Annotated in this window: 19 protein-coding genes, 1 other RNA gene and 2 pseudogenes; 11 read left to right on the forward strand and 11 right to left on the reverse strand. The window is 43.7% G+C overall.

Annotated elements, in window-relative coordinates; genetic code table 11:
- Nucleotides 1-50: 50 nt before the first annotated feature.
- Nucleotides 51-629: a DJ-1/PfpI family protein gene (locus F941_RS12085; protein ID WP_005011679.1), complete on the forward strand. Its 579-nt coding sequence runs from the start codon at nt 51-53 to the stop codon at nt 627-629.
- Nucleotides 630-763: 134 nt separating this feature from the next.
- On the opposite strand, the gene F941_RS12090 is transcribed toward F941_RS12085, so the two are convergent.
- Nucleotides 764-1741 (reverse strand): hypothetical protein, encoded by a 978-nt coding sequence (locus F941_RS12090; protein WP_005011680.1) that lies wholly within the window; start codon nt 1739-1741, stop codon nt 764-766.
- A 278-nt stretch (nt 1742-2019) separates the two neighbouring features.
- Entirely contained in the window at nt 2020-3216 is a 1197-nt protein-coding gene (sbmA, locus tag F941_RS12095; RefSeq protein WP_005011683.1) for a peptide antibiotic transporter SbmA, read from the reverse strand.
- A 552-nt stretch (nt 3217-3768) separates the two neighbouring features.
- Here sbmA and F941_RS12100 point away from each other — a divergent pair.
- The 5 genes from F941_RS12100 (at nt 3769) to F941_RS12120 (ending at nt 9339) form a co-directional block, all read left to right on the forward strand.
- Nucleotides 3769-3963: a hypothetical protein gene (locus F941_RS12100; RefSeq protein ID WP_005011685.1), complete on the forward strand. Its 195-nt coding sequence runs from the start codon at nt 3769-3771 to the stop codon at nt 3961-3963.
- Nucleotides 3964-4493: 530 nt separating this feature from the next.
- Nucleotides 4494-4949, forward strand: a complete 456-nt coding sequence (locus tag F941_RS12105; protein ID WP_005011688.1) for a very short patch repair endonuclease — start codon at nt 4494-4496, stop codon at nt 4947-4949.
- A gap of 497 nt (nt 4950-5446) precedes the next feature.
- Nucleotides 5447-6508 (forward strand): 4-hydroxyphenylpyruvate dioxygenase, encoded by a 1062-nt coding sequence (hppD, locus tag F941_RS12110; protein WP_005011689.1) that lies wholly within the window; start codon nt 5447-5449, stop codon nt 6506-6508.
- 189 nt (nt 6509-6697) lie between these two features.
- Nucleotides 6698-8098 carry an amino acid permease gene (locus F941_RS12115; protein WP_005011690.1) on the forward strand — a complete coding sequence of 467 codons (1401 nt, stop codon included), beginning with the start codon at nt 6698-6700 and terminating at the stop codon, nt 8096-8098.
- Between the two features lie 35 nt (nt 8099-8133).
- Entirely contained in the window at nt 8134-9339 is a 1206-nt protein-coding gene (locus F941_RS12120) for an amino acid aminotransferase (protein ID WP_005011691.1), read from the forward strand.
- A gap of 845 nt (nt 9340-10184) precedes the next feature.
- Here F941_RS12120 and F941_RS12125 read toward each other — a convergent pair.
- The 4 genes and pseudogenes from F941_RS12125 to F941_RS16275 all read right to left on the reverse strand — a co-directional run bounded on the left by F941_RS12125 (nt 10185) and on the right by F941_RS16275 (nt 12410).
- Nucleotides 10185-11027, reverse strand: a complete 843-nt coding sequence (locus tag F941_RS12125; protein WP_005011692.1) for a hypothetical protein — start codon at nt 11025-11027, stop codon at nt 10185-10187.
- A 158-nt stretch (nt 11028-11185) separates the two neighbouring features.
- Nucleotides 11186-11524, reverse strand: a complete 339-nt coding sequence (locus F941_RS12130; protein ID WP_228128348.1) for a DUF4431 domain-containing protein — start codon at nt 11522-11524, stop codon at nt 11186-11188.
- A gap of 52 nt (nt 11525-11576) precedes the next feature.
- Nucleotides 11577-12035 carry a hypothetical protein gene (locus F941_RS12135; RefSeq protein WP_005011697.1) on the reverse strand — a complete coding sequence of 153 codons (459 nt, stop codon included), beginning with the start codon at nt 12033-12035 and terminating at the stop codon, nt 11577-11579.
- A 72-nt stretch (nt 12036-12107) separates the two neighbouring features.
- A pseudogene (locus F941_RS16275) lies at nt 12108-12410 on the reverse strand (restriction endonuclease subunit S).
- Between F941_RS16275 and F941_RS16280 the strand changes: the two are divergent.
- Nucleotides 12360-12560: pseudogene (locus tag F941_RS16280) on the forward strand (transposase); the annotation flags it as partial. The pseudogenes F941_RS16275 and F941_RS16280 sit on opposite strands and share 51 nt — an antisense overlap.
- Before the next feature lie 296 nt (nt 12561-12856).
- Nucleotides 12857-13837, forward strand: coding sequence for a helix-turn-helix domain-containing protein (locus tag F941_RS12140; protein ID WP_005011698.1), 981 nt, complete (start codon nt 12857-12859; stop codon nt 13835-13837).
- 67 nt (nt 13838-13904) lie between these two features.
- Here the strand turns inward: F941_RS12140 and ssrA are convergent.
- Nucleotides 13905-14263: a transfer-messenger RNA gene (gene ssrA / locus F941_RS16285) on the reverse strand.
- A gap of 131 nt (nt 14264-14394) precedes the next feature.
- On the opposite strand from ssrA, the gene glpK reads away from it, so the two are divergent.
- Nucleotides 14395-15879 carry a glycerol kinase GlpK gene (gene glpK, locus F941_RS12145; protein ID WP_005011699.1) on the forward strand — a complete coding sequence of 495 codons (1485 nt, stop codon included), beginning with the start codon at nt 14395-14397 and terminating at the stop codon, nt 15877-15879.
- 77 nt (nt 15880-15956) lie between these two features.
- On the opposite strand, the gene F941_RS12150 is transcribed toward glpK, so the two are convergent.
- The 3 genes from F941_RS12150 to F941_RS12160 form a co-directional block, all read right to left on the reverse strand.
- Nucleotides 15957-17483, reverse strand: coding sequence for a DHA2 family efflux MFS transporter permease subunit (locus tag F941_RS12150; RefSeq protein WP_005011701.1), 1527 nt, complete (start codon nt 17481-17483; stop codon nt 15957-15959).
- Between the two features lie 6 nt (nt 17484-17489).
- A complete protein-coding gene (locus F941_RS12155; protein WP_005011702.1) occupies nt 17490-18641 on the reverse strand; it encodes an HlyD family secretion protein in 1152 nt (383 codons plus the stop codon).
- Between the two features lie 242 nt (nt 18642-18883).
- The gene (locus tag F941_RS12160) at nt 18884-19399 is read right to left on the reverse strand and encodes a thioesterase family protein (RefSeq protein ID WP_005011704.1); all 516 of its coding nucleotides are present in this window, start codon (nt 19397-19399) and stop codon (nt 18884-18886) included.
- 100 nt (nt 19400-19499) lie between these two features.
- Here F941_RS12160 and hemB point away from each other — a divergent pair, with 100 nt between their 5' ends.
- A complete protein-coding gene (gene hemB / locus F941_RS12165; protein ID WP_005011706.1) occupies nt 19500-20513 on the forward strand; it encodes a porphobilinogen synthase in 1014 nt (337 codons plus the stop codon).
- A gap of 103 nt (nt 20514-20616) precedes the next feature.
- Here the strand turns inward: hemB and F941_RS12170 are convergent, their stop codons facing one another.
- Nucleotides 20617-21876 (reverse strand): OmpP1/FadL family transporter, encoded by a 1260-nt coding sequence (locus F941_RS12170; protein WP_005011707.1) that lies wholly within the window; start codon nt 21874-21876, stop codon nt 20617-20619.
- 192 nt (nt 21877-22068) lie between these two features.
- Between F941_RS12170 and thiO the strand changes: the two genes are divergently transcribed.
- Nucleotides 22069-23214: a glycine oxidase ThiO gene (gene thiO, locus F941_RS12175; RefSeq protein WP_005011709.1), complete on the forward strand. Its 1146-nt coding sequence runs from the start codon at nt 22069-22071 to the stop codon at nt 23212-23214.
- Nucleotides 23215-23247 lie beyond the last annotated feature (33 nt).

Here is a 23247-nt window from a genome sequence, read left to right on the forward strand (position 1 = left end):
ATGGTCATTGAAAAAGCAATATAAATCACATCTAAACAGAGGGAAAAAACATGGCCAAACAAATTTTAATGCTGGTGGGCGACTATGCCGAAGACTATGAGACCATGGTGCCTTTTCAGTTCCTGACGGCGCTTGGCTATACCGTACACGCAGTTTGTCCGGATAAAAAAGCCGGCGGCAGCATTGCCACTGCCATTCACGACTTTGAAGGTGAGCAAACCTATAGCGAAAAACGCGGCCATAACTTTGCCATCAATTATGATTTTAGCGCAGTCAACACTCAGGATTATACCGGCTTGGTGATTCCGGGCGGACGGGCGCCTGAATATTTACGCATGAATGGCCGCGTGGTGGAAATTGTGCGTGAATTTGACGCTGCGGAAAAGCCGATTGCCTCAGTCTGCCACGGCGCACAGCTTTTAGCTGCAGCCGATGTCCTAAAAGGCCGTCTATGTTCTGCTTATCCAGCCTGCGCAGCGGAAGTAAAACTGGCGGGTGGAACGTATGCGGATATTGCCGTGACTGAAGCTGTAACCGATGGCCATTTGGTGACAGCGCCCGCTTGGCCTGCACATCCTGCATGGATGGCGCAATTTGCAAAAGCCTTAGGCGCTTCAATCAGCATCTAAACCATCAGAAGCTTTCAAAGCCAAAATTAAAAACCGCTAAGCATTTCTGCACTTAGCGGTTATCTGCTAATCCGCACATTCACGTCAGACCATCTGAACCATTCGATGGCTTCATTGATGCTGCGTCATTCACACTACTTCATTTGGCCAAGCATATGCTTTGCGCCTGCATGATTGTAATTATTAGACAAATTCTGCAGTATGCGCGTTGCTTGCACTTTTGAATTGGAAAAACGGTTTTTATACGCGGGTACACTGGTTAAGCAGCGCGCTACCAGCATGCCGGATTCTGTATAGACTTTCGTGCCGTCAGTTCCCTGCAGCTTGCCATAGTTATATGCACGCTGCGCATTATTGCACGCATTGACCTGATTTTGCCCTTTCCCTAAATCACGGCGTGCAGCCACATAATATTGCATTTGCTGCTGCTGCTCAGTCAGTGCAGGTTGCGCCATCCGCTTCACAGGCTCTGCAGCAGTACTGTCTTTTTTCTCTTCAACTTCTTTGACAGGAGCTTTCACTGCACTGCTTTTTGCTGCAGGCGCGGCAGGCATTTTTTTACTTGGATTCACGTTGGCACTGCTGTTTTTATAGAAGCGCCGCGCTTCATCTGCACTCATCATATCGGTCTTTAAGCGCACAGCTCGTGCATCTGCAAATTGCGATGACCGCAATTCAGATACAGGCTCAATGGACACGATCCAATGCTGGCCATTTTTCTGCGCACACTGATAAGCACCAATGCCTTGCTTAATATTGGCATGCGCAGCTAAAGCATTTTTAGACTTCGCCTCTTTAACCAAACTTAGCGTACTTTTATACAGCAAGGAAAAGCTGCCATTTTGGCTATGGCAGTAGTTGCTTAAATACTTGCGGGGATACAGAGACTGCGGTTCAGCATCACCATGCTTGGCTCCCCATGCATAGACATATTCTTTGGCGCTGCCATTGGCTTCGTTAATATTTTTTTGATCAATCACCTGCTGTGCCGACGCATATTTATCAAAGGCTTCTGAACCTGTTTTTCCAACAGTCGCGCAGCCATGCAGCGCCATGCCTGCACTAAACATCAACAATAATGTTTTGAAATTCACGCATATATTCTCAATCATGCTGAGAAAATGAACATATACCAAATACCCTTAAATCTCAAATACAACACTTTGTTTTTCATGTGTTTTTTAATTGAACCAATCTATGTTTTTGAAAAACAACTGCCAAGCAAGCAGGCCATTTATCCAATTACCTGAACCATGCATCCTTTTTATTTGTTTAAAAAGCAGCAATTTAAATCTCTTTTACCGCTGTGTTGCTGAGCCGCCCAATAAAAAGCCCGCTCGTCGCGGGCTTTTTTAGCAATCATCAGATGGAATCTTAAGAGATAAATCCACTATTGATCCAAGGTGGATTCAAAGGCTTTTAGTCGCTTATAGATTGACAGCAGTTCGATGATGGTTGGCCAAGAAGCGATTAAATACTGGAAAGATTCACGCACTTTGCCGAAAACGTTAGAAATCTGCATCATTAGGCCCAGTGTAATGGCGCCTGCAGCAATACTTGGAAACAGTACAAATAGGCCATACAAATTATCCAGCTGCATGTACCAGATACGCACCATATTGAAATAAGTATAGTGGAAATACAGTCGGAAATAGTTAAAGCGCACCTTGCTGAATAATTCTTTCAAGGTTGCTGGATCTGCGCGCTCAGCATGATCTTCACCATAGACCAATTCCTTCCGGTAGGCGGCTTCTACCTTTTGGTTATTGAACTCTAAGCCCGGCAGCTTATACCCCACTGCCATCAAAATGACAGTGCCGGCCACAGACCAAGTCACCGCTGCCCACATTAAGGCATGCGGGATTTCGCCGACAATCGGCAAGGCCTTCACATGGGAGGACAGTGAAAATAAAACCGGCAAAAAGGCCAATAAAGTCATCAGGGCCTCGATTAAACTCACGCCAAGCCCTTCCAATGTTCTGGCAAAACGCATGGTATCTTCCTGAATACGCTGTGAAGCCCCTTCAATCTGGCGCAGCTTGCCCCAATTGGCCGTGTAATAATCGTTCATTGCCGTGCGCCAGCGAAAGACATAATGATTCACAAAGAATATATTAAGAACCGCAGTCGTTACATAAACCATTGCCACATATAAGAATGTCATTACACCGCTGTACAGCAGCATGACATCCCCGCCGCCATTACTGAGCATTTTTTGAATGAGGTCATAGAACGGGTTATACCAAGCATTCACCACCAGGCTGACCTGAACGCCAAACCAGATATTGAACAGAATGAATGCCGAGCCCCATACCGACCATCTTTGCCATGGATTATTGGACTTGAATTGCCAAAAAAGGGCAAATATGACAGTCGAAATAAAAAACCATAAATAAAACCAAAGGAAGGATGGCGCCCAAAAGCGGCTCACCCCGATTGGCAATTCTGCAGAGGCATAGCCCTGCGGCATCCCTAGAAATGTTCCCCAGCTGTTGCCTCCGCTGTACCAAAGCGCGATATTAATGACGAACCATAGGATTAACGATCCAAAAAACCATTTTGGATGAGGAAAAAAGGATTTAAACATTCTGCTGCTGGTGTCCTTTATTATTGCTATGAAGAATATGAATCGATCTTAAAACTTAAACCTTAATTTTTCTTTTAAAATTTGCAATTTTGTCGGATATTTTGTTGCGTTTGTTCTGCATCATGCGCTTGATATGACGCTTTTAAAAGGTGTTGCTTATCTAAACTATGAAAAATTAGCAGACTGAGCAGGCTATTTTCTCAGACCGCATCCTTTGCCTGTTTTCGCTTGGATGTTTCCTGCATTGCATGAATAAGGGCTGCCCCGGTCTGCGGCCAGATCAGCAGAGACCGGGCTGATCGCGCCAAGTACAGCGCTTTCAAAATAGCCGCGGAATTCCAGCGCTATTCAGTTCAAAAATACAGCGATTATGATTCAATCTAAAGTACTAAAATGAAGCGGCGCTTAAAAAGCGAATAATTTTTTATATTAACTACCCTTCATTTATGGTTTTTTATATGACACGATCAGCAGTATTTACAACAAGAGTTAAAAAACAATAGAATGTGCTAATATCATAAAACAAACCATATAAATTTAAAGGGGATTAAAATGGACAACTTAATTATAGAACTGCTTAAACCGGTCACGCTGGAAAAAGAAAACTGCGAACCGCTGACATTTGAACAAGGCACAGTGCTGAAAGTCGTTATGCACACCCCTAAAGGCTTATTGGTCAGCAATGATGATAAGTTTAACTTCATGATTTCACTCAAAGACCAAAATACTGTTTGGCGCGAAATCTAAGCTGTTTTTCTAAAATAGATATACTGCATCTGTAAATTTCATTCCCTTAAATAGGTGCAGTATTCCTCGCTTTTACCTCTAACTTCTCACCATTGCCTATTTTATTCACTTAAAGTTTATTAACCGCACGTTTTAAGCCATATACCCAATCATAGGGATAGACAAATACGTGTACAGTTATTTTTTCAATTTCACAATATTTATTTCTCCCCCTCTGCATATTATTCAGTATTCATTTTCTTTCCCTCTCATTTTGGACAGGCCGCAATTTCCCGATTTTAAATGCACTATGAAACCGTCTTGCAATTATCCGCTGCCCTGCTGAGCCTGGTTCATCCGCACCCAAAGTGCTAAGTTTTCAGCCCATGCTAAAACCTGTGTGCATGCCCTGCTTAGCGCTTTGCAAATACAGAACTGAAGACGGCAGAAATGCGCTAAATTGACAGATGGGCAAGAAGATTCAGGCGCGGCACTGATTCTCTGATTTTCACCGCCCGCCAGCTGAACCGGCTAAAAGAGGGAATGCAATCATGACCGCCAAAGCAAAAAAAGCAGCAAAAACACCGCTGACCCGTTCAGAAAACATGGCTGCCATCCATTCTAAAAATACCAAGCCTGAAATTCTGATTCGTAAAGCGCTGCATCATTTGGGCTACCGTTACCGCCTGCATGATAAAAGCTTAGCAGGCAAGCCGGATATTGTGCTGAAAAAGTACAATACCGTCATTTTTGTACACGGCTGCTTTTGGCATCGGCATGACTGCAAATATTTTCATTGGCCTAAAAGCAATTTGGACTATTGGCAGCCGAAGATCCTAAAAAATGTTGAACGGGATACGGCCCACACCCTGCAGCTGCTGCAGGCTGGCTGGAAAGTCTGTATTTGGTGGGAATGCGCAACGCGCAATACAGCAGACTTTGAATGGTCTTTAATGCATTTTCAGAAATGGCTGCTGGACGCGGACAGCAAGTCTTTAGAACTTTAAGATGCAGCAATATAGCCTAGCGCATTGCAACGTTAAGATGGTCAAAAACCAATTTCGCCTCATGGCTTTAATTATCCCGCATGCACGCGCATCAATTTATTTTGCACGCCTGCCCTTGCACTGCAATAAATTCAGCACTGAATTGACTTACAAAACTTAACAATTAATAAAAGCATAAACTTGTTCTAAACATTAAAACTTTTTGTTATTAATTTCATTACTTTATATTATAAACATCTCAACAAAATATATTTATTACGTATTTCGTAATTAATTTATGTATTGAATAATTTTATTGCCGCTTTATGATGAAACAACAGATTGATTTTATCGAATATGTTTCATGAAATTGCTTTCAGCAAGTTCGTAAAATTAAATTTAGGCAAATGGAATTGTCATAAAAATTAGTTAGATATCATAAGTATGCACGTCCATTTGCGCTATACAACAAACTTAAATACGGCAATAGGATTGCCTGAAAAAAATGAGGACGTTTTATGAATGAGTTAGCAAATCCTTTAGAACTCTGCGGATTTGAATTTATTGAGTTTGTCTCTCAAGACGGTGAACTGGATGCAATTTTTCAAACCATCGGCTTCAGCAAAGTCGCAAAGCATAAATCTAAAAATGTGTATTTATGGCGTCAGGGCAATATCAACATCATTTTGAATTATCAGCCTGAATCCTATGCGGCATTTTTTTACAAAGAGCACGGCCCTTCTGCCTGCGCAATGGGTTTCAGAACTAAAGATGCAGCGAAAGCATTTAATAAGGCCGTTGAATTAGGCGCAGAACCGATTTACAGCACAATCGGCCCAATGGAATTGAACATTCCCGCCATTAAAGGTATTGGCGGTTCCCCTATTTTCCTGGTTGACCGTGATATTTATGAAAGCGATTTTATCTTTATTGAAGGCAAAGACCCGCACCCCGCAGGAACTGGCCTCAAAGAAATCGACCATTTGACCCATAATGTTTATAAAGGCCGTATGGACTATTGGGCCAATTTTTACGAGAAAATCTTTAATTTTCAAGAAATCCGCTACTTTGACATTAAGGGTGAATATACCGGCCTAACCTCTAAAGCACTGACTGCGCCAGACGGCAAAATCCGTATCCCGCTGAACGAAGACTCAGACAAAGGCAATGGGCAAATTGCAGAATTCTTAAGTGAATTCAATGGTGAAGGCATTCAGCATATCGCATTTATTACCGATGACCTGCTTGGCACTTGGGACAAGCTGAAAGCATTGGGCGCTAAATTTATGACGCCGCCGCCTAGCACCTATTACGACATGCTGCCGGAACGCCTGCCAAATCACGGCGAACCGACAAAGGAACTGCAAAAACGCGGCATCTTGCTGGACGGCAATACGAAAGATGGCAATCACCGCCTGCTGCTTCAGATTTTCTCTGAAAATATGCTTGGCCCAGTTTTTTTTGAATTTATTCAGCGCAAAGATGATGACGGTTTTGGCGAAGGCAATTTCAAAGCCTTGTTTGAATCGATTGAACGCGACCAAATTAAGCGCGGCGTACTGGATATTGCCAATGCCTGATTTTAGGTATGCACTGTAAAGCCATGCTGCGGCTTGCCTAGGCATTTAATCAAACCGAGCCTAGGCAATGCTCTTTTTATGAGCATGATCTTCAAAAAATTACGATACTGCTCTGATGGCCCAAGCAAAACAATAAGAATACGGACATTCAATGATAGAGTACGATCACGACACGGATGATGGAAGCAAATGCCTCAAACACCTCAACATCAACAAGGAAACCTGAAAAAAGGTTTAAGCAGCCGCCACATTCAGCTGATTGCTTTAGGCGGTTCAATCGGCACCGGTTTATTCCTTGGTATTGCGCAAACGATCAAACTGGCTGGCCCTTCGGTCATTCTCGGCTATGCCATTGCAGGCCTGATCGCATTTTTAATGATGCGCCAATTAGGCGAAATGATTGTTGAAGAACCCGTCAGCGGTTCATTCAGCCACTTTGCCTATAAATATTGGGGCAAATTTGCTGGCTTTATGTCGGGCTGGAACTATTGGGTGCTGAATATTTTGGTCTGCATGGCTGAGCTCAGCGCGATTGGCCTATATATTCATTACTGGTGGCCCGATGTTCCGACCTGGGTCTCGGCTTTAGGCTTTTTCATTTTTATTAATGTCATTAACCTGCTCAACGTGAAACTGTTTGGCGAAATGGAGTTCTGGCTCGCGATTATTAAGGTCATCGCCATTATTGCCATGATTGCATTCGGCAGTTACTTGCTGGCCAGCGGCAACGGCGCCGCAAGCTCCAATTTAAGCAATTTGTGGGCCTTGGGCGGCTTTTTCCCGAATGGCGTCATGGGCCTTGTGATGGCCATGGCCATGATTATGTTTGCCTTTGGCGGGATTGAACTGGTTGGCATTGCCGCTGCAGAAACCGATAATCCAAAAACCACTTTACCCAAAGCCATTAACCAAATTGTCTACCGCGTACTGCTGTTTTATATTTTGAGCCTGGTGATTATTTTATCGCTGTACCCATGGAATCAAATGGCGCAAGGCGGCAGTCCTTTTGTACTGATTTTTGATTCATTAGGCAGCCAAACCGCAGCAACGGTGCTGAATTTTGTCGTGCTGACCGCTGCGGTTTCCGTCTATAACAGCACCAATTACTGCACCAGCCGCATGCTGCTGGGCTTAGCAGAACAAGGCAATGCGCCTAAGCTTTTCAGCAAAATTAATGACCGCGGCATTCCTGTAAATGCGGTGATGGCCTCTGCATTTTTTACCCTGCTCTGCGTACTGATCAATTACTTATTTCCAGAAAAGGCCTTCAGCCTGCTGATGATGCTGGTGGTCGCGGCTATCGTCATTAACTGGGTGGTAATCTCGTATACGCACTTGAAGTTTAAACAGCGCATGATCGCGACGAATACGCCGACGCTGTTTCCCAGCATTGCCTATCCGCTGAGCAATTATTTGTGCATTGCCTTTATGTGCGGCATTTTATTGATTATGAGCCTGACACCGGATATGCGGATTGCGGTATGGATGATTCCCATCTGGATTTCAATTTTGCTGATTGCCTATTTCTTTCAAAAGAAAAAAACCGCTGATCATGCAATACTGTCCAAGGATAATGTCCGTCTTTTATAAAGACGGCGCGTAAACACGAAAAAGAAGGTTAAACCATGTTTCAACATGTAGATGCTTATGCCGGTGATCCAATTCTTTCCTTGATGGAAGACTTTGTGAAAGATGAACGGACTCAGAAAGTTAATTTAAGTATTGGGCTGTATTACAACGAAAGCAATATTGTGCCGCAGTTAAAGTCTGTCCAAGCCGCTTATAAAAATATTGAAGCAGGCAATGACAAGGTTAAGCTGTATTTGCCCATGGATGGCCTAAAGCCTTATAACCAGGCAACGCAAGCATTAGTGCTAGGCGAAGGCAGCCCAGCCCGCCGTGATGGCCGCGCAGTCACGATTCAAACGCTGGGCGGTTCAGGCGCACTGAAAGTCGGCGCAGATTTTCTGAAAAAATACTTTCCTCAGTCTGATGTTTGGGTCAGCCAGCCGACATGGGAAAACCATATTGCGATTTTTAACGGCGCAGGCATTGCATCCCACTTTTACCCATATTTTGATGAAAAGACGAATGGCGTAAATGTGCCGGCCATGCTGGACACCCTCAGTACGCTTCCTGCAAAAAGTATTGTACTGCTGCACCCCTGCTGCCATAACCCGACAGGCGCGGATTTAACGCCAGCTGAATGGGATCAAGTCATTGCTGTATTAAAGCAGCAGGATTTAATTCCATTTTTGGATATCGCGTATCAGGGCTTTGGTCAAGGCTTAGAGCAGGATGCCTACGCCATCCGCGCACTGGATCAATCCGGCATGAATTTTATTGTCAGCAATTCATTTTCTAAAATCTTTTCCCTGTATGGCGAACGCGTAGGCGGTTTAACCTTTGTCTGCGATGATGCAGACACTGCGCAAAAAGTTTTAGGCCAGCTGAAAGCCACTGTCCGCCGCATTTACTCCAGCCCAGCCACAACAGGCGCGCTGTTAGTTGAAAATGTATTGCATACGCCTGAACTGAACGCCTTATGGCAGACTGAACTGAATGAAATGCGCGAGCGGATCATTCATATGCGTGAATTGCTCAGCAGCAAATTGCGCTTAGCGCTGCCCGAACATAATTTTGACTATTTGCTGAAACAGCAAGGCATGTTCAGCTATACCGGTTTAACTGCGGCGCAAGTGGATCAGCTGAAAGATCAGTACGGCATTTATTTAGTGCGCAGCGGACGCATGTGCGTGGCAGGGTTAAATTTGAACAATATTGATTATGTCGCAGATTCGATCGCCAGCGTCATTCAGGCCACGGCTTGAAGGCTGCGTTTGAATTATTGCCGTATTTAAAAGACTGACAGTGAAATGCCCGCAGCTGCGGGCATTTTAATTTACAGCGGCATGAGCAAAAATCACATTGACCGGACTTCAACATTGCATTCAGTTTGCCGCCTGAGAGGGCGGACTAATACACCAATAAAAAATGATTTTGTTCAAAAAGTCGAATTAAACGATATTCTACGCAGTATGTATTGACTCAATTATTTTAATAAATACTATCCAATTAATCATTTATATAATCCTATTTTTTATTTTGGATGGTCAAAAATTAAAAAATTTTGTTTTTCGGGAAGAACATGGATGGATACAATATCTACAATATTGTTTTAACCGCAATCTTTTCAGTTGTCATTTTAGGGATTTTTTGAGGTGCGGAAAAAAAACAGAAAAATTATTGTCTTTAGAGATTATGATAATCTTGGACTCACTTTTCTAATTCCAACAGCATTTTTCGGTATTATTTTTCTATTTCATATGTTTGGTAGAAATCCTCTATATGGCACTGTTTTAGCGGGTGTTGTTTCTTTTATTTTATTGATCATCTTGATTAAAAATAGCTATGCAGATAATAACCGAGTGATTTGGTTACCAAGTTCCCACCCGCTTTTCTATGGGTGATTAATTTATTTTCACTCATTAAACCAAGTGGTCAAACAGCCAAACAGCGAAGAGAAAGCCAAGCAACAGCACTTTTAGTTTTAACGGCCATTACCCCTATTATTGGGATTCTAGTTGTCGATAAATCTGGAGAACTGTTTAGCCCTCGGCAATGGATTAAAGGTAAAAGAGTTGGCCGTATCCGAAATCATATGTAAAAAGTTTTATTATTTAGCTGTCTTTTCTACATATTCAGCTTTTTGAGTGTTGTAATTGAATATGCTTTTGTATGGCTTGTTTTCTTTGCCTTTGTCAGTGTATGTCACTTCTATAGGATAATATTTTGAATTATTTACAACGACCTTTAATTTAGAGCTTGTACTAGATGCACGTTGAGGTCGGCCGGCATAAAAGCCTGCTGTACTACCGCCAGCCGAACCAATTTCTAAAGCTTGGATCTTACCGACATCTGGAAGTAGCAAGGCAAACCATATAGAAACTTCTTGTCCGCCTGCACCAGTAAATGAAGCTTTGCTATAACTTCCCATTTTGTCTATACCAAAAGGCTGTATGTTGTTTTGTAGATCAATTTGAAAATTAAAGCTGAAATGCCCATTTGCTGAAGGTATTTGGGTTTGATCTTTTGCTGAATTGATCAAGATAAATTGATCCTTTTTCTTTTTATAAAGTAAAAAATCAGCTGTACTCGAGCAAGCTCGACAACCTTGGATATATCCATCAGAAATGCCGACTTTCTCAACGATAACAAGGTAACGCTCTTCACCCTGGATATTTTTAAATTGGATCGTTGGGTGGATAAATCCGAGTACATTTGTATCCAGTTGTTCACTTGGTAGTTTTTTAAAATAGTCATCTAGTTCTTGAGGTTCAACGTATGCCATGGCATTACTCAGCGTATAGGGATATGCCGTTTCAAGTATTGTATTTTTATTGAGCAATATTGACGTAGTGGATGATTGTTTTTGTATTGGAGATAATGCATAGCTTAGGTTCAGCCCTGAAAGGAGTAGGATTGCTGTTAGTACAACGGATAATTTTATTGTTTTCATATTGTTCCTATTTTTCTAAAGTTTTACAGTTTGACTGTATAGCGGATTCATCGCGGATAGTGACATGCAGGAGTTTTATATTGTTGTGCTTTTAATAAAAGATTTTCATATTTTTGAATAAGTTGTTCTTCAAGTTCTGCCATTTTCTATTATCTCTATTATTTATATTTTACTGAATCCACAAAGCACAGTACTTTTGTTGTGTGATGTGCTGTTTCTGCGCGGAATAATTCAGAACATTTCACATCAATCGCTTTACCTTCTTTCTTAAAATATTGGTTATAGCGTTGCATGTTTGAATCCGCCAATTGAATCAGTTTGGTTTTTTCTAAGCCTTCTTCACCATTTACATTAAGTTGTTGATCTAGTGCTAAAGCAATTTGATTACCGCCAAAAGTTTCTTGGTTCGGATGAAGGCTTTTAATTTTAATTAATTTTCCTGAAATGGTAGCAGGCTTTCCATAATAAAAATTTTGTGCATGACTTAAAATAGGCATAACCATTAGCATTGAAATGAATATTTTTTTCATAATTTTAGACTCGAAAACCTTATTCTTGTACTTCACATTTTATTGCTTTCGTAGGCGTAATATTTTTTGCTGAGACCAATTGAGTTAAGTCAAAACCTTCTGTTTCTTCTATAAATAATTTGTAGTCTTTAATTTGAATGGTTGCTTGACCTTTATACTCGCAATACCCTTTTTTGATATTGTTAGGTAATTTAAAGGTTTTTTTCGCTGTGTCAAAATTGCTAAAGCAGAACCATACAGTTCGCTCATCACCTTTTGGGCGAGGAATAAGTACAGATGATGCTTGGTTGGGTTCAAAGCAAATATCATCGCCCATATAATCCAAATACTCTGGGTCTAAGTTGCGTGAAAAAGTTCCTGTTAAAGTTGCCTGCCCTTGGTAATTTTTAAACCCAGACTCTGTTTTTTGATACTTGAAACTTTGTGCTTGCGCCAATACTGGGAATAGCATAAAGGCAAAGAGTAAAATTTTTTTCATAATCAGCCTAATTTACATTTTATAAAGTGTTAAATATCCAGTAATTCTACTCAATCTATGAAAATAAAAAAACTAAACAAACATATGCTGTAACACGCCTTTTTCCACGTTTCTGCTTACTCAATTTGCTGTGCCACGATTTCAATTTTTTTGGTCAAGATTCGATAAGAAATTGGCGATTTTTGTTTGTTCTTCTAGGCAGGGAAGCTGTATTGGTAGTTCTCTTTGCTCTGAAATTCCAGTATATAATCTTGTTGCACCTATACATAAATCAAATAAACTTTTTGAAAGCGTGAAGTTACTCGGCATCGTAAGATGATTCTTATTATTCCGAGAAAATCTAACAGCAGAAAACCCAACATAGAGTTTGATCATCACCTATATCGCTTAAGGCATCTTGTTGAAAATATGTTTGCTCGTTTAAAACATTTTCGCGGTATTGCCACACGTTTTGAAAAATTAGCTCGAAATTATAAGTCCATGTTGTTCTTAGCGTGCTTATTTATTTGCTACAAAGCCAAATGAGGACACGCCATAGTTTACCGAAAAATAAAACGATTTCAGCCTTAAACACCTGATGCAAGTCAAAATATGTCGCTATAAAACTAATACAAATGGGCTCATTTCATAAAATCTAATAAAAATCATTTACTAAGGACATATTGATTGCCAGAAATAAGCACCCAGAAACAACCGAAGATACCATCAGTTATCTAGATCACTAAATCATCATTATTTACCAATCGCTTGCAATAAAATACTTGTAAATTCCAGTCAAAAAATTTAATTTAGTAAAAATTATATCTATTTACTAAATTATTATGAATAGCATCCCATATATTGATCTAGCATTAAAAATGCTTAAATGCTCTCAAAAAGAGCTTGCCCAAGCTTTGGAAGTTTCCCCTACCCAAATTACAAAATGGAAAAAGGGTGAATATATATCTTTTGAAATGGAGGAAAAATTTAAAAAATTACTTAACTTAGGTGATTTTTCAGCAGAGTTTATTTTATTAACAGGTTCCACTGAAAGTGCCGAAAAATGGAACAAATTGACTCAATTTATTGCTGAAACGGTTCGTGATAATGCAGAAACTGGCTATGAAACAACACCTCTTTATGATGAATTAGATCTTCTAACTCAATCCACACTGAGAACTTTGCAGCAAATGGGAGTAAATTTCCCACCTGAATATCCTCAAGAATTAGATTTAGAATTTGAGGTTTCTATAGATGATAAGCAATATGACGAAACATTTAATTCTATATATGAAGTGATTTACGAAAACCCTTATTCATCATTAATTTATAAAATTTTTAGCGCGCTTAATGATGTTTATGGCTTCTACGCGGCATACATTTATGACTTTTTTTATGACGATGATTTGGGTTTAGAAAATACAGATGCATGTAACATTGAACCATGCTTGTTAGGACTTGCAGCAAGTAAAATTGAGCCACCATTAGAATCTTTTGCACCCAATTTTCAAAAGTTTAAAGCTAAAACCACTCATTCATTTGAAAAATGGATCAATATTGTCAAGGAAAAAGCTTTTCGAGCTGGTATTCCTCTTCGAGCCGAGCTGATGAACCTCATCTATGACAATCATGATTCAAATGGTCATGAAGCTGAAGCAGAGAGCTTAGGAGTTAATAAAACAAGAATTCATCCTGATATTTATATGAATGAATTATTAACAGGTATGAGAGTAATTCATCAAGTTCTACCAGAAATTCTTAAAAAACTTGAAATTTATGAAAATTTTATTGTTGATGAATCTAATTTGAAAATTAATAAGTAAATCAAATGTTGCGAAAACGAGGCAATAAAAAAGCCACTTTTTAAAGTGGCTTTTTTATATGGAATTTTGGTGGAGGTGGCGGGAGTTGAACCCGCGTCCGCCAGCATTACGCTCGAGAATACTACATGCTTAGATATCGTCTACTGTTTTAACTCTTTGTGACCCGACGAACAGGGTACAAATCGCGATCCTCTTAATTTAGTACAAAGCCCCGAGGCTTGGCTTTATACGGACTTGTGTGCGTGCGCTTCAGTCGGACTCTCTAACCACAAGTATTCGGAGAGGCGGACAAGCTGCCCTTAGGCAGCTAGAGCGTATGATTCGTCGTTTGCGACTAAAAAATGCAAATTTGATTTACGAGAGAAAATGCGCTCTCGGCATGCATCTATGAGTTTCATCACCAGCGTCGAAGCCAGAAACACCCCCAAAGTACTTAGCAATCATAGCACAAATGTTTAATATCGCGATGCGTTTTTTAAACATTTAAACAACTTGATGTGCTTAATAGCATAATTGCGCTAATATTTTAATTTTCAAGTCAAACAATAAAATAATTTATGAGCTACTTACTTGCACTCGACCAAGGAACCACTTCGAGTCGTGCCATTATTTTCAATGAACAAGGTCAAGTTCAGGCAACGGCGCAACGCGAAACACGTATACATACCCCGCATTCAGGCTGGGTAGAACAAGATGCGCAGGAGATTTGGAGTTCACAAATTGCCGTTATACAACAAGCTTTAGCAAATGCACGAATTCTAGCCAAAGACATCAAAGCCATTGGGCTCACCAATCAGCGCGAAACGACGGTCGTATGGGACAAGCGTACAGGCAAGCCGCTTGCCCCTGCCATTATTTGGCAAGACCGCCGCGCAGCAGAATGGTGCAATCAGCTCATACAGCAAAATCTGCATGATCGCATTCATCAAAAAACGGGGCTAAGAATCGACCCCTATTTCAGTGCGGGCAAATTAGTCTGGCTGCTGGAAAATATTTCTGGACTGCGTCAATTGGCGCAGCAAGGCCATGCTGCTTTTGGCACCATAGACAGCTGGCTGATTTGGAATTTAACTCAAGGCGCAGAACATGTGATTGAGGCCAGCAATGCTTCACGCACCATGCTGATGAATTTGCAAAACCAGCAATGGGATGAGGAGCTGCTGGAGTTATTTAAAATTCCTGCTTCAATTTTACCTAGAATCATCAGTTCTGACAGCTATGTAGCAGATACGGCGCCAGGCTTGCTTGGCGCTAATATCCCCATCACCGGCATTTTAGGCGATCAGCAGTCAGCGCTATTCGGCCAATCCTGCTTTGAAGCGGGAACCGCGAAAAATACCTACGGCACAGGCTGCTTTATGCTGTTTAACACGGGGCACGAGGTTCAGTTTAGCCAAAATAAACTGCTGTCTACACTCGCTTGGCAAGCACAGAATCAGACCACTTTTGCACTGGAAGGCAGTGTATTTATGGCTGGCGCTATCGTGCAATGGCTACGTGACGGCCTCGGCATCATTCAAACAAGCAGTGAAGTAGAAAAGCTGGCCAGCCAAGTTCAATCTACAGATGGCGTTGTTTTAGTGCCTGCATTTACGGGCCTTGGCGCACCTCACTGGGACAGTGAGGCGCGCGCCCTGCTCTGCGGCATGTCACGCGGCACCAGCAAGGCGCATATCGCTCGGGCTGCTTTAGAGGCCATTGCCTTTCAGGTGTCAGATGTACTGACGGCCATGCAATCGGATATTTGCAAACCGCTGAAAGAGCTTCGGGTCGATGGCGGAGCATGCGCCAATGACATGCTGATGCAGTTTCAGGCCGATATTCTGAATGTTCCAGTACTCCGTCCGAAACTGCTCGAATCCACGGCTTGGGGCGCTGCCGCGATGGCTGGCTTAAAATCTGGAGTATTTTCCAATTTAGACGAGATTGCGCAGTCTTGGCAGCTGGAACGCGCTTTTGAACCCAAAATGAATGCAGATCAGCGTGAATATCATCTGCAGCAGTGGCAAGCAGCACTGAAACGCGCGAAATCCGATCTGTAATCCATTCTTGCTATCATGCTGCCCATCCATAAAAAAAACCGCTTATAAAAGCGGTTTTTTTTATCAAGAACTGTCACTCAATGCGCATGGCCGCCACCCGCTCCAGTTTTCGGCCGCGGGCAAAGCCAAATGATCAAGGCCGCTGTAATAAAAATAAATGACAACAATAAAAACACATGATTGGCTGACAAGGTCAGCGCCTCTTTATCCACAAGGCTGGAAATATAACCCTGTATGGTTTCGCTGCTCATGCCCTGCTGCTGCAGCGCAGCTTTAGCATCCTCCGTATGCAGGCTGCCGACCATCTCACTGCGCGCTAGCTTAGTGTGATCATCCCAAATGGTCACCGCAATGGATGCGCCGATAGCGCCCGCCATGGTTCTTAAAAAGTTCATTAAGCCTGCCGCAGATGCCAACTCCTGCGGCTTGACTGCGGACATTGCCATATTGGACAAGGGAATAAAGAAAAACGGCACAGCAAAACCCTGCAGAATTTGCGGCAAAGCCAGTGCAAAGAAATCGGCATCGGTCGTCCAAAAGGCGCGCATTAGCGTCACCCCGCCCAATATGCTTAAGCCGAAACTTGCCAAAGCGCGCTGGTCATATTTGGTCGCCAGTTTTGCCACCAAAGGCGACATGGTCAAACTGCCAAAACCCATGGTTGCCGTGAGATAGCCAGCCCACGTTGCTGTATAGCCCAAATTAATCTGCAGCCACTGCGGAATCAGCACAATACTGCCAAAGAATGCGCCAAAGCCCATGGCTAATGCCAATACTGAAATCGTAAAACTCTTGTATCTGAAAATTTGAATATTGACCACAGGATGCCGTTCGGTCAGCTCCCATATGGTAAACACGATCAGCCCGATCAATGCCGTTAAAGCCAAGACCACAATAAATGGACTGTTGAACCAGTCGTGTTCATGGCCTAAATCCAGCATCAGCTGCAGCGCGCCAATCCATAGCACCAGCAGCATTAAACCGCCCATATCAATCTTCAGTTTTGCGGTTTCTGTTTCCGCTGGTTTCAGCAGGCGCATCGCAGCCATAGCGCAGACAATGCCCACTGGAATATTGATAAAGAAAATCCAGTGCCAAGATAAATTATCGCTGATGGAACCGCCTAAGATTGGCCCTAAGATTGGCCCGACGACAGTGGTCATCGCCCACATGCCCATGGCCTGTGACTGCTTCTCTGGCGGGAAAATCCGCAGCAGCAGCATTTGGCTGAGCGGCATAATTGGCCCGCCAAACAGGCCCTGCCCAATTCGGCAAAACACCAGCATTTCCAAACTGGTCGACAAGCCGCAAAGCACTGAAAAGACTGTAAATCCAATCAAGCTGAGGGTAAATACTTTTACCCCGCCAAAGCGCCCCGCCAGCCAGCCGGTCAGCGGCACACAGATGGCTTCCGCCACGGCATAGGAGGTAATGACCCACGTACCCTGTGAGCTGGAAACCGCCAGACTGCCTGTAATATGGGTGACTGAAACGTTGGCGATGGTCATGTCCAGCACGACCATAAAGTTCGCCAGCGCCAGCACAAAAGCCGCCAGTATCAGCCGGCTGCCTTTTAGGTCTCCATAGGGAACATAAGTATTCATAGGCGATTACTTCGATGTCAGGTCAATTTTCGCTTCCATCGATAGGCCGACACGCAAAGGATGCTCAGCCAATTCTTTAGGGTCTAACTGAATACGCACCGGTAAACGCTGTACGACTTTAATCCAGTTGCCCGTCGCATTCTGCGCAGGAATTAAAGCAAAGGCCGAACCCGTACCGCCAGAAAAGCCAACCACAGTCCCTTGATATTCGACCGAATCGCCGTATAAATCTGAGGTCAGCGCAACTTTTTGACCCGGCTGCACGTTTTCCAGCTGGCTTTCTTTAAAATTGGCATCCACATACAGCTGCGATAAAGGCACAACCATCAGCAGCACGCTGCCCGGCGCTACGCGCTGCCCCACTTGTATTTTACGGCTGGTGACCACTCCGTCAAACGGCGCCTTGATTTGCGTACGCTCTAAATCCAGCAGCGCCTGCTCAACACGCGTTTGAGCCACTAAAACATCAGGGGCTGAGTTCTCATTGCTGCCTTGAATCAAAGCGTCATTCGCAGCTTTATTGCTTTGCGCCGCTTTTTGGCTAGACTTTGCCTGATTTAAGCCTGCTTGCGCAACATCTAAACTGGCTTTGGCCGTATTCACAGCACTTTGCGCCGTGCTGAGCTCCTCTTTGGAAATCGCGCCGGAAGCCGCTAATTGGCTGCGCCGCTGCAATTCATCCTGCGCTTTTCCGGCATCCGCTTGCGCTTTTGCCACTTGCGCTTCTGCGCTGTGAATCACATCATCGCTGACATAAATCTGCGAGTTTAAAGAATTGCTGTTTGCTGAGGTCTGCTTATACTGGCGCTTCGCTTTGGCCAATTCGGCTTGAGCCTGCGCAAGCGCAATTTTGGCATCGCGGTTATCCACAACCACCAGCAGGTCGCCTTTTTTCACTTGATGCGTATCGCTGACCAAGACTTCTGCCACCTGCCCAGTCACCATCGACGTTACTGTGGCTGTTTCCGCACCGACATAGGCATTGTCCGTTGAAACTGAATGATTAAAAAATAATTTCCAAATCAAATATAAAATGACCGCAAGAATTACAATCAGCGCGACAAAACTTAAGCTTTTCTTGCGCTTGGCTTTTAATTCCTGATCGCTTGGCTGATCAGCAGTTTGAGAATCTGGCAGTGTGTTTAGAGCATCTGTCATTGATTTTTCCTAAATCCAACAGACTTGGTCAGACGGCATCACGCTTGCCTCACGCAAGAAAACGGACATTTTTGTCCTCAATGGTGTCGATGAGAAAGTCATTTCTTTTTAAATTTGACGCATTTTATAGCGAGATCATCATCTGTTGAGAATATAAATGTAACTGGTCAGTCTTTTTCTGCCAACAGCATCCAATTTTCATTGGATGCTGTAAATTATGATTGACTTAGCTGAGTTCAAAATTAATACGCATAAGATGCGATGGCCGTCGCGATCGCTTTGCCTTCGTCATTCACCATAGTCATGCGCATCGTGCATCCTTTACGCCCTAAACGCAGTGTTTCCGCCCGAGCGCAGAAATGCTCGCCGCGGCCTGGGGCTAAATAATCCACCCGCATATCCACCGTGGCTAAGCGCGAAACTTTTTTGCTGGTTTCAGCCAAATCTTCTGGCGCAGACTTGCGGTACAGCTCCGCCATGGCGGAAATGCCTCCAATGCTGTCCAAAAGGGTCGCCGCTACGCCGCCATGCAAAATCTGAAACGCCACATTGCCGATCAGATTTGCGCCCATTTCCACATGCGCTTCGACCTGGCCATCCACAACCCGCATCTGCATGCCGTTATGCAGGTAAAAAGGAGAACTGTTGAACGCTTGGCAAATTTTTTCCAGGATCACATTGATATCAATATCCGAGCCAGAACCGATATTGCCTGTCCAACTTTTTTCTGTACTGTTTGTTTCCGTACTGCCTGTCATCTGCTCGAATTCCTAAAAACAAAAATCTATTACATTTCACCCAAAAGGCGATTCTGGGGCTACAATACCTGAAAGTTTAATACTGATCATTGAGATTGTTATGACCTATACGTTCAATCGTCCAGCATTTCCTGCCACCCGCATGCGCCGCATCCGCAAAAATGGCCAACTTCGCGCCATGGTTCGTGAAACACAGCTGACGGCCGACCATCTCATATACCCAGTATTTGTCCTGCCAGGGCAAAATCAAATCCAAGATATTCCAAGCATGCCCAATGTTCAGCGCTTATCTGCAGATCTGCTGCTGAAAAAAGCCGAACGGCTCATGGAATTAGGCGTCTCCAAACTGGCGCTGTTCCCTGTGACGCCGCAGGAAGATAAAAGCCTAACGGCTGAAGCTGCTTGGCATGAAAATGGCCTGGTGCAGAATACCGTACGGCTGCTGAAAAAAGAATTGCCGGAAATGGTGCTGATTACTGACGGCGCGCTGGACCCTTATACTACGCATGGCCAAGACGGCATTGTTGATGATACCGGCTATGTGCTGAATGATGAAACCGTCGAATGCCTCATTAAACAGGCGCTGAGCCATGCCGAAGCAGGCGCGGATGTTGTTGCGCCAAGCGACATGATGGATGGCCGCATTGGCTCAATCCGTCAGGCTTTAGAAGCCAATGGCCATATTTATACCAATATCATGGCCTATTCCGCAAAGTACGCCTCCAGTTTTTATGGCCCGTTCCGTGATGCCGTCGGTTCATCCAGCAACCTGAAAGGCGGCAACAAATACAATTATCAAATGGATATCGGCAACCGTGCCGAAGCCCTGCATGAAATTGCGCTGGATATTCAGGAAGGCGCAGACATGGTGATTGTCAAACCGGGCATGCCGTATTTAGACATCGTGCGTGAAGTTAAAGATACCTTTGGCATCCCAACGTTCGTGTATCAAGTGAGCGGTGAATATGCCATGCTGGCTGGCGCGATTCAAAACGGCTGGCTGTCTGACAATGTGATTATCGAATCGCTGATGAGCTGCCGCCGTGCAGGCGCTGACGGTATTTGGACTTATTTTGCAGAAGAAGCAGCGCTTAAACTGAAAGAGATGAAATAAGCAAACTGCTTAATTTTTTTATAAATAAGGCATCCAGTGAGATGCCTTTTTTTTGCTGAAAATCTAAGCTTTTCAAGCTGTATATTAGCGTTAATGCAAGCGTTTAGAACTTGTAGCTATAGGCTAAACCTAGGATATTTTGACTCATTTTCAGATTCGCTTCACCGCCGCCAAGTATAGCTGGAATCGAATTTTCACCCTTCACTTCTTTTTCCAGCGCATATGTATAGGCAATGCTGACATCCTGATGCTCATCCAACTGCCATGTGGCGCCCGCGCTTAAATGATCCTGCACCACTCCTGGCGCCAAAATATTCAAGAAAGTCTGATCTTTTTTAATGGGCTGATCATTGTGGCTATATCCGGCACGCAAGGTCAATTTAGGCGCAGCTTGGTACGTCAGGCCTAACTTGTAGATATTGATATCCTGCCAGCCAAAGCCGGAACCTTGTGCAGAGCCCAGAGGCTGAGACAAATCTAAATCATTCCCCACCGATGCCACATCTGCATAATTGATGCGCTCTACATCTGCTGCAACCGCAAATGCAGGGGTTACCTGTAGTGCAGCCCCAATGCCATAACTTTCAGGTACATCGAAGCCGCCATTTTCAGCAAACAAACCGCGGTATTGGTCAAATTTATCCGCTCTAATTTTAGAAGAATATTTTGCGCCCAGCGTCAATTTTTCATCCAGAAACTTGCCCGACCAGCCAGCACGGAAACCAATGCCCGTCGAAGAGTCTTTCCCATTGTTGCTTAAATTGCCGCCATCCTGAGACAGCATTGCAAACCCTTGAATCCCTTTGCCTTCAAACTGCTGATATAAAATATTGGCCGCAATGCCTAACGATTGCGTTTCACTGTATTTCCACGCCACAGAGGGCGAGAAAAACACTTGAGCCAAGTTGACGCCTGCTGTACCCGCATTGCCGAATTTTTCATAAGGATTCTGCTTATAGCTGGTGTTCATGCCGCCATTGCCATATATAGCAAAACCTAAAGCCACCTGATGATTCACCTGATGGCTGTAAGCGATTTCCGGGAGTACAAAATATTTACGGCCATTGCCGCTGTATTCGCCATTGGCTAGCGGACTGCCGGTAATTTCTGCAGACCGGTCTGGGGCAAATAGCGTTGCGCCTACATCAATACGCTGTCCTGCCCAGCTTAAACCCGCAGGGTTGCTGGCCATGCTCAAAGCATCATTGAAATTGGCTATTGATGTTCCCGCATTGCCCTGCGCTTTTACACCATAGCCATGCATGAAATATCCCGTTGTTGCGTTCGCGGCTGTACTGGCCAAGACGGCAAAAATGCCCGATGCTAAAGTGCGGTTCAACGTTTTATAAGCTGGTTTCATCATCAAGTTCTGTTAATCAATTAAGGAAATCATATTTTGTTAACAAAATTTTGTAATCGATTTTTTCGTGGCTTAGTTATCTCTTAAATTCATAAAGAAGCTTTCAATTTCTCAGCATGTTTATCAGCCAAAGCAGTCGCCATAACGATTTTGATATGCTCTAATAAGTGCAAATTTTTAAAACAGCAACACGGAATGCATATTGCCATTATTGGTGCAGGCATTAGCGGCTTATTGTCTGCATTGGAACTGACCGAACAAGGCTGTTCCGTCGCTATTTTTGATCAGCAGTCTGCCGGTAAAGCAGCCTCATGGGCGGGCGGCGGCATTCTCTCCCCGATGTATCCCTGGCGCTATCCGCAAGCGGTCAATGACCTTGCCAAACACGGCAAAAGCCTATACCAAGCATGGAATGCCAAATTAAAGCCGATTTCAGCTATTGATTTTGAAATTCATGAAACGGGCATGCTGATTTTCGATGAAGATGATTTTGAAATTGGCTTGAATTATGCCGCTAAATATCAGGAACCCATGCAGCGCTGCGAATATCTGCAGCACGAACAGCTTGAGCAAATTAATCCTCGCCTGTCAGCACAGCTGAAGCAGGCTATTTATTTTCCGCAGATTGCCAATGTGCGCAATCCGCGCCTGCTGAAGTCCATTATTGCGTACTTAAAACAACATTCCAATGTGCAGTTTTTTGAAAATACCTGGATTGACCATTTCCAAATCCAAGAGCATAAAATTCAGTCGATCCGCACATCTTGCGGCCAAAGCTTTGAAGCCGATCAATTTGTGATTGCGACCGGTGCATGGTCTGAGCATTGGTCAAATCAGCTGCATCTTTCTATTCCCGTGGAGCCTGTGCAAGGGCAAATGCTGCTGTTTAAAACGCCTGAAAACTGGCTGCCCACCATGTGCATGAATGAGGTGATGTACCTCATTCCGCGCGCAGACGGCCATATTGTCTGCGGTTCCAGCATGAATCATTTGGGGTTTGATAAGCGCCCGTCAACGCAAACACAGCAGAACATTTACAAAGCCAGTCTGGCCATGGTGCCAGAACTGTCCGATTTTCCTGTCGTCAAACAATGGGCGGGGCTGCGTCCGAGCTCTCCGACGGGAATCCCCTATATTGGCAAAATGCCCAATTTAGAGAACCTCTGGGCCAATTTTGGCCATTACCGCAATGGCTTGTGCATGGGGCCTGCGTCTGCGCAATTGCTGCGCCAGCTGATGCTGCAGCAGCCGTTAATTGTTGAGCCTGCAGCCTATGATCCAGCTCTGCTGATGCAAACTGGGCACGCAAACGGCGGCATCAATCTCTCTTCAATTCCTTAGATGAATCTCTTCATCAAATGACGAAACATCCCG

It is taken from the genome of Acinetobacter bouvetii DSM 14964 = CIP 107468 (assembly GCF_000368865.1).
Taxonomy (GTDB): Bacteria; Pseudomonadota; Gammaproteobacteria; order Pseudomonadales; family Moraxellaceae; genus Acinetobacter; species Acinetobacter bouvetii.